This is a genomic window from Ochrobactrum sp. SFR4 (genome assembly GCF_019730395.1).
Lineage (GTDB): Bacteria > Pseudomonadota > Alphaproteobacteria > Rhizobiales > Rhizobiaceae > Pseudochrobactrum.
This window is the reverse complement of sequence record NZ_JAAPBB010000730.1, coordinates 1-276: the sequence shown is the minus strand read 5'-3', so window position 1 is coordinate 276 and position 276 is coordinate 1. Positions and strand designations below refer to the sequence as shown.

The following is a 276-nucleotide window of genomic DNA, read 5'->3' as shown; positions in this document are numbered from 1 at the left end:
CAGTGACTAAAGCCCAAGTGGCGAGCGCATTGAAAAAATGCGCCGGTCGCCTAGGGATAAAAGGCTACACCTATCAGATACTCGATACCTTGCTGGCGATCTCGCCGGCCAAGGACTGGACGCATGAAAATCGCCCCGTTGTGGCGATCTCCAATGCGCGTCTTGCCTATGATCTCGGCGTCAGCGAAAAGACCGTTTCACGCGCAATCCGCGCGCTCGTCGAGGCGGGCATTGTCGCTTATCGCGACAGCCCGACCGGCCGTCGCTATGTGAACC

General features: G+C 58.3%; 1 protein-coding gene. It reads left to right on the top strand.

Going from position 1 to position 276, the window contains the following annotated elements; all coding sequences use genetic code 11:
• Positions 1–276, top strand: a 276-nt coding sequence (locus HBA93_RS21000; RefSeq protein ID WP_221724559.1) for a helix-turn-helix domain-containing protein, incomplete at both ends; no start/stop codon positions are given.